This window comes from Mucilaginibacter sp., from assembly GCF_041663085.1.
In the GTDB taxonomy this organism is placed as follows: domain Bacteria; phylum Bacteroidota; class Bacteroidia; order Sphingobacteriales; family Sphingobacteriaceae; genus Mucilaginibacter.
The window spans coordinates 1-5,789 of sequence record NZ_JBAZRC010000205.1 but is presented as its reverse complement, the minus strand read 5'-3'; the positions used below and the strand labels follow the sequence as shown (position 1 = coordinate 5,789).

Annotated in this window: 8 protein-coding genes and 1 tRNA gene; 2 read left to right on the top strand and 7 right to left on the bottom strand. The window is 45.1% G+C overall.

What is annotated here, in order from left to right; genetic code table 11:
- The 3 genes from WC615_RS22185 to WC615_RS22175 form a co-directional block, all read right to left on the bottom strand.
- Positions 1-396: phage tail protein (locus WC615_RS22185; protein ID WP_372980228.1), on the bottom strand; the 396-nt coding region annotated here is incomplete at its 3' end.
- Positions 397-412: 16 nt separating this feature from the next.
- Positions 413-835 carry a phage tail protein gene (locus WC615_RS22180; RefSeq protein WP_372980227.1) on the bottom strand — a complete coding sequence of 141 codons (423 nt, stop codon included), beginning with the start codon at positions 833-835 and terminating at the stop codon, positions 413-415.
- A gap of 18 nt (positions 836-853) precedes the next feature.
- On the bottom strand, positions 854-1,240 hold the full coding sequence (locus WC615_RS22175) for a phage tail protein (protein WP_372980226.1): 387 nt from the start codon (positions 1,238-1,240) through the stop codon (positions 854-856).
- 120 nt (positions 1,241-1,360) lie between these two features.
- Between WC615_RS22175 and WC615_RS22170 the strand changes: the two genes are divergently transcribed.
- Together WC615_RS22170 and WC615_RS22165 are read left to right on the top strand one after the other, a co-directional pair.
- Positions 1,361-1,936 (top strand): Crp/Fnr family transcriptional regulator, encoded by a 576-nt coding sequence (locus WC615_RS22170; protein WP_372980225.1) that lies wholly within the window; start codon positions 1,361-1,363, stop codon positions 1,934-1,936.
- A gap of 165 nt (positions 1,937-2,101) precedes the next feature.
- The gene (locus tag WC615_RS22165; protein ID WP_372980224.1) at positions 2,102-2,545 is read left to right on the top strand and encodes a carboxymuconolactone decarboxylase family protein; all 444 of its coding nucleotides are present in this window, start codon (positions 2,102-2,104) and stop codon (positions 2,543-2,545) included.
- A 182-nt stretch (positions 2,546-2,727) separates the two neighbouring features.
- On the opposite strand, the gene WC615_RS22160 is transcribed toward WC615_RS22165, so the two are convergent.
- The 4 genes from WC615_RS22160 to WC615_RS22145 form a co-directional block, all read right to left on the bottom strand.
- Entirely contained in the window at positions 2,728-3,069 is a 342-nt protein-coding gene (locus tag WC615_RS22160; RefSeq protein ID WP_067052966.1) for a hypothetical protein, read from the bottom strand.
- A 45-nt stretch (positions 3,070-3,114) separates the two neighbouring features.
- The gene (locus WC615_RS22155; RefSeq protein ID WP_372980223.1) at positions 3,115-5,136 is read right to left on the bottom strand and encodes a beta-L-arabinofuranosidase domain-containing protein; all 2,022 of its coding nucleotides are present in this window, start codon (positions 5,134-5,136) and stop codon (positions 3,115-3,117) included.
- Between the two features lie 106 nt (positions 5,137-5,242).
- Positions 5,243-5,314, bottom strand: a tRNA-Arg gene (locus tag WC615_RS22150).
- A gap of 46 nt (positions 5,315-5,360) precedes the next feature.
- The coding region (locus WC615_RS22145) for a DUF6702 family protein (RefSeq protein ID WP_372980222.1) at positions 5,361-5,789 on the bottom strand (429 nt) is incomplete at its 5' end.

The window sequence follows — 5,789 nt, the reverse complement described above, 5'->3', positions numbered from 1 at the left end:
CTCTAAGGCGATAATAAAGTTGACCGTAAGCACAGGCTGAATAAGCGATTGGTTTGCCGGCATAGCCGTAAACTGGGTTGGCGACTGGGCTTTGTACCGTGAATTTATGCCTTTAAAGTCCGATACAGTTTCGGTGCCCACGTAATTACCTGTTTCATAAGGAATGGACAGGTTATTGCCTATGCCGCCGTGTATAGGTACGCGGCTGCGCAGGTCGGGCAATCTAACGGTTTCGGAATTAATGCTCCCGTACCTGTCATACAATAGCGTGAACAGGCCAGGGTTTTGCCGGGCGCTAACCGGCGACCCATCGCAAAAGGCCCAGCCTTTGGGTGCAAAATTCCCGGTAAACATTCTTATTTCTCCAATAAACTGATCGCCATAATAGTGATACATAACAAATAATTTAAGTTTAATCGCGTACAGGGTACATACCCCTAAGCGAAATGATGAAATTTAAAGGTAGTGAAGGTTGTATAATAGAGTGCGTGCCGTTAATAGTTGGCTGTTGGTCCCTATCGGGTATGCCGTTGGTGCGTAACACGCCCACGCCATTCTGCGCATCTGCATCATTGGTTACAGGCTTTTCTGTACCTGCTTTTTGGCCAAGCCTGTAATTGGAGAGCCCATGGCCTTGCCCCATACCTATCGGGCCACGGCCACGCATATCGGGCAGGTTAAAATAAGTTTGGCCATCACCACCATAAGTGGTGCCAAGTATGGTATATAGCGCCTCGTTACCTCTTATAGGTAGCCGTTGCCCGTTACATGCTGCCCAACCATTTGGGGCGGTTGCAAAAGGAACTATTCTTATCTCGCCAATGTATGGATCCATGATTTTTTTGTTTTAAGGTTAAGGTTTAGCGCCCATGTAGGCAATAATAAAATTAACTGTAAGCGAAGGCTGGGTATTAACGACAGCTGTTTCGGGCGCGCGGCTAAAGGTAGCGGGTTCTTCCGGGCGGCCGGTATTGTTACGCACTGTAATAAACTCATCTCCTACAGGCTTACCTATGGGGTAATCAGATAAGTTTTCTCCCTGGCCAAAGTGCATGGGTAAACGGCCTCTCAGGTCGGGTAGTTTAAAAGAATCCTTGCCATCACTACCATAAGTGGTACCAATAGCTTCATACAGGTCGGGGTACATGTGTTTGTTAAATTCCTGCCCCTCGCAAGGAAACCAGTATTCGGGGGCAAAGTTGAAGGACACCATTCGTATTTCTCCAATAATTGGGGTCATCGTGTTTAAAGGTTAGGTTTGATATTGAGGTAAATATATTTCTTGTTGATAGCGCTTAAAAGGGGAGAAAAAGCTTTTTAAAAGGTGGATATACCCCGGGATTATTTAAATTAGCTACCAATGTATCCACAATTACTCGCACATATAAAACGCCAGGTGCAGCTTACTCCTCAGGAAGAACAATTGCTGTGCAATAGTATGGAGTTGCTTAAATTCAAAAAGAAAGAAATTATACTGGAACCCGGCCAGCATTGCAAAGGCGAGTATTTTGTGTTGAGCGGTTTACTGCGGCAGTATTATGTAAACGCCAAACTGAACGAACAGATAGTGCAATTTGCCTTAGAGAACTGGTGGATTGCCGACCACGACAGTATTGTTAACCATGTGCCTGCCGGTACCTATATCCAAACCATCGAGGCATCAGAGATATTGTTGCTGCATAACAGGGATAAAGGCCCCCTGCTTGAGCAGATCCCCAAACTGGATACCTACTTCAGGCTAACCATGCAAAGGGCGTTCATAGCCTCGCAACGGCGTATAGGTTTTTTGTTTAACCAAACCGACGAACAACGCTTCCATTATTTTACGGACATGTTCCCCGATTTTGTGCAGCGCGTGCCCCAATACATGCTGGCCTCATACCTGGGCTTTACCCCGCAGTTTTTAAGTAGGATAAGAGCGAAGAAAGGGAAGTAAGAGAGTCGGGACTTTTAGAGTCAAGAATCAAGACAAAAGAGGCGCGAAATACTTTCTTGATTCTTGGCTCTTGATTCTTTTATCTCTCCTCACTTTCTTAACCTCAGTTCATTTTTCGAGGGGATGTTTATCTGCAACTTTGTCCTAACAAAAAACAAACAGATCATGAAAAGGACAAACATTTTACAGACACAACCCGATGCATATAAAGCAGTAATGGCGTTAGAAAACTTTGTAATTGGCAGCGAGATAGAACCTCTGCACAAAGAACTGATCAAACTGCGCTCGTCACAAATAAACGGTTGTGCTTATTGCCTGGATATGCACAGCAGGGATGCCCGCAAATTAGGCGAAACCGAGCAACGTATTTACACTTTAAGCGCCTGGAGAGATACCCCATTCTTCGACGAAAAAGAACAGGCTATACTTGCCTTAACAGAAGAAACCACACTCATCCACAAAGGGGGAGTATCTGACGATACTTACAATAAGGCGGTTGAACTTTTGGGTGCCAAATATGTAGGGCAGGTTATCATAGCCATTATCACCATAAACGCGTGGAACAGGATAGCGATTAGCTCGCATTTCCAGCCGGCATTACAGAAATAATTTTTCAGGTAACGGCATTTGAAGTGTTCACTGAATATTTGAAAATATAAATTGTCAAATATCTGATTATCAAATTGCTCAAGATGTTCGCGCCGGCCACGGCAGTGAACGTGAACACCCATAAACACAAAAAAGCCGCTTACGTAATGTAAACGGCTTTTCTTATTTTATATCGTTATTTCTTATTTATAAGAAGAAACGGTTGTTGTTTTTATACTGAGCATAAAGGTTTTACCAACACTTATTTTTATGTTTTTATCCTGGATCAGTTCTTTGATCGCATCATCGGTTTTAAGGGCCTCGTACAAGTCGCGGGCTACAGCAGATCCGCTTATGTTGTTGGTTACCTTGCCGTTCTCCATAGCCAGGCTAAAGGTATAGCCTGATTTTCCCCTGTCGCCGGCCGATTCAAAATCGGTGATGTTCAGTTTAAAAGTTTGATCCTCATTCAGGCTTCTTTTCAGATGCAGGCGTATAACCGGGATGTATTTTCTCCAGGTTGTTAAATATTTTCTTTCTTCCATGTGTGTGGGTAAAGGTAGGGTAATTAATTGGTTACCCTAATTATTCTACCTTTTATCAATCACCGGGAACTGCGTTATACGTAAACGGCTGCATCCGTAGGGGATCAAAATAAGCTCTTCTTCCTCTTTAGCGGTCTCAAAATTCCAGATGGTGCTGAACGGTAATGGCCCGGCCGACTCATTATACAAGCCCCATGAGGGGATGCGCCTGCCCTTGGTTTTGATCCGGATAGGGGCGTTGGCAGCCGTCCATGGGTTGGCGCTAACTGCTTGTATGTTTTCCACTTTATAGCTGTCGGCCAGTTTGTTATCTGCAACCCTTATCAAACCGTAGTTCCATGGGGTAGTTGGGCGTATTTCGGTAAAGCTGATGCCATAATCTATCGAATCCTTACCTGTTTTAACAACCTTTTCTTCTTCGCCAATTTTTAAGGCGTAAACTATCGGGCCGCGTTGCACCGAAATAGAATTTTCATAACCAATTTTTTTAAATACATGCATTGGCAGGGATAATTCAACCACATCGCCGTGTTTCCACTCGCGGGTTATTTTTACTATCTGGTTGCCGGAGGGCTGCTGGTAATCGGCACCATTTATTTTGATGGATGCCTTGCTGCACCACTCAGGGATGCGCAAGCTCAACGGGAACGAAACGCTTTTTTTACTGCTAAAAGTGAATTTTATAGTTTCATCAAAAGGGTAGTTGGTTTCCTCTTTGAAGGATACTTCGGTGTTATTGCCCACAAAAGCCTTTACCTCATTGGCCGAGTAAACCAAAGCTGCCAGTCCCTTATCAGGCGTAGCATACCAAAGGTTCTGCGCAAATTTTGGCCAGCCCTGGTGCATGTTTGATGTGCAGCACGCGTACCCTGTAAGCAAGCCAAAGCAAACGTCTGTACCATCGTGGTTGATGTCAAAATTGCGTACAGCGCGGGTAAGCATTACCTGGTTGGCCTGCTGAAAATACTGCCTGTTAATAAAATTCTCATCAATCTGCGTAGGCATTACGTTGAATGCTATTTTCTCCAAATGGTCGGCGTAACTTAAATCACCGGTAATGGCCAGCGTATTCTCCAGCGTATACATCATCTCAACCGCGCTGCAAAGTTCAGATCCCTGTGTAGGGTTGTTGCCATGTAGTGATTCATCCCCACCAAACATCCCCGGTACCGATTCATTAAACCTGCGCAGGTCTTTAAACCCCTTTTTCATGGCATCGGTATACTTTGCTTCAGGGTGGTATTGGTAATAAATGGCAGGCTCTTTCATACCCTCGGCAAGGTTTACACCATGGATGCTGTTATCTGTTGATAGCAGATCGGTATTCAGGAAAGCGTTTGTAAAATCGAAGGTTTGTTTGTGTACCAGGTCGGCAAGGTCAAGCAAAAATTTATCGCCGGTTTGGTTGTATAGCCATAGTACCATAGCAAGGTTATCGCCACCACGGTAGCGGGCCCAAAATGTCCAATGGTCAAGCGGGTGCGTGGGTAGCTCTTTTAGCTGATACTTAAAGTAATTTGTCATTAAGTTGATAACCCTTTTATCACCTGTGGCCGAGTAGTATTGCTGCAATACCTTTAGCATTACAATTTTGGGCCACCAGTCCTGCGCGTTATCGCGTTGTATGCCCGGTTCAGGGCCAAGGTCATTTGCGGGGCCGAAGTAACCATCAGGCCGCTGGCTTTTTATGCTCCATTCTATCCAGGGTTTTACTTTTGCTATCAGCGCTTTATCCTGCAGGATGTAGGCAAGGGGCAGCAAGCCATCTATCCAGTAGGGGCCGCGCTCCCACAGGTCGCCGTCGCCGCCAAGCCAGCCGTTGCGTTTGCCCATAACCAACGGATAAAGCTTATCCAGGTTGCCGGTAGCGCCCGTTTTCTGACGGATCAGCATCTCGCGCAGCCAGCCTTCGGGTTTTATGGCCCCAAGCGGCAGTTCGATGTAAGGACTTTGGCGTAAAGGCGCTTTGGCTTGCGCATAAACAGCAATAGTGTTATTATTGCCTTGCCCGAGCGCGCTAAGCGAACAAGCGGCCAAAGCCAATTGCAGGATCAATTTAATTTTCATGATGATAGTGTAGCGTAAGGTAACTGAATTCGACTTTACAAGTATACCTGAAATCGACCTAAAACAAAAAACCGCCTTAAATTTAATTAAGACGGTTTGTTTAAAGTGTTCTCGATGAGATTCGAACTCATATCGACGGCTTCGGAGGCCATAATTCTATCCATTGAACTACGAGAACAATATTTGCGCAAATATAGAATATTTTTGTGGGTGGGTACGTGCTGTTAGAAAGTTTGCGTCACCGTTTTATTGGGCGCATCAAGGCGGGTGCTTTTGCGGGTGCCGTTAACAGTCATGTGCACAATGTTCAATTGATCATCATACAGGCTTTGCAATAAGGTTACCTGCGCGTCTATCTTTTTGGGGGTAGCTATCTTGCCCGATTCCAGGTAAACATTCACCGCCTCGCGGTTTATCTCAAACCCGATGTACGACAGGGGCAAAGCTGCGCCTGTTGTTTTTAACTGCAAATGGCTGTTGATATAATTTTTTACCAATGCATCCATGGCGGCATGCATCTCTGGCTTGGCCAGATCCGCTTTAGAATGAAATTGCTTTTCGAGCGCCAGTTCAAAATCATCGGTAAAAATAGTACAGATCACCTCCAGCTGGCTGTCTTTAGCGTTAAAACTCACATCTGTAGTACTTACATG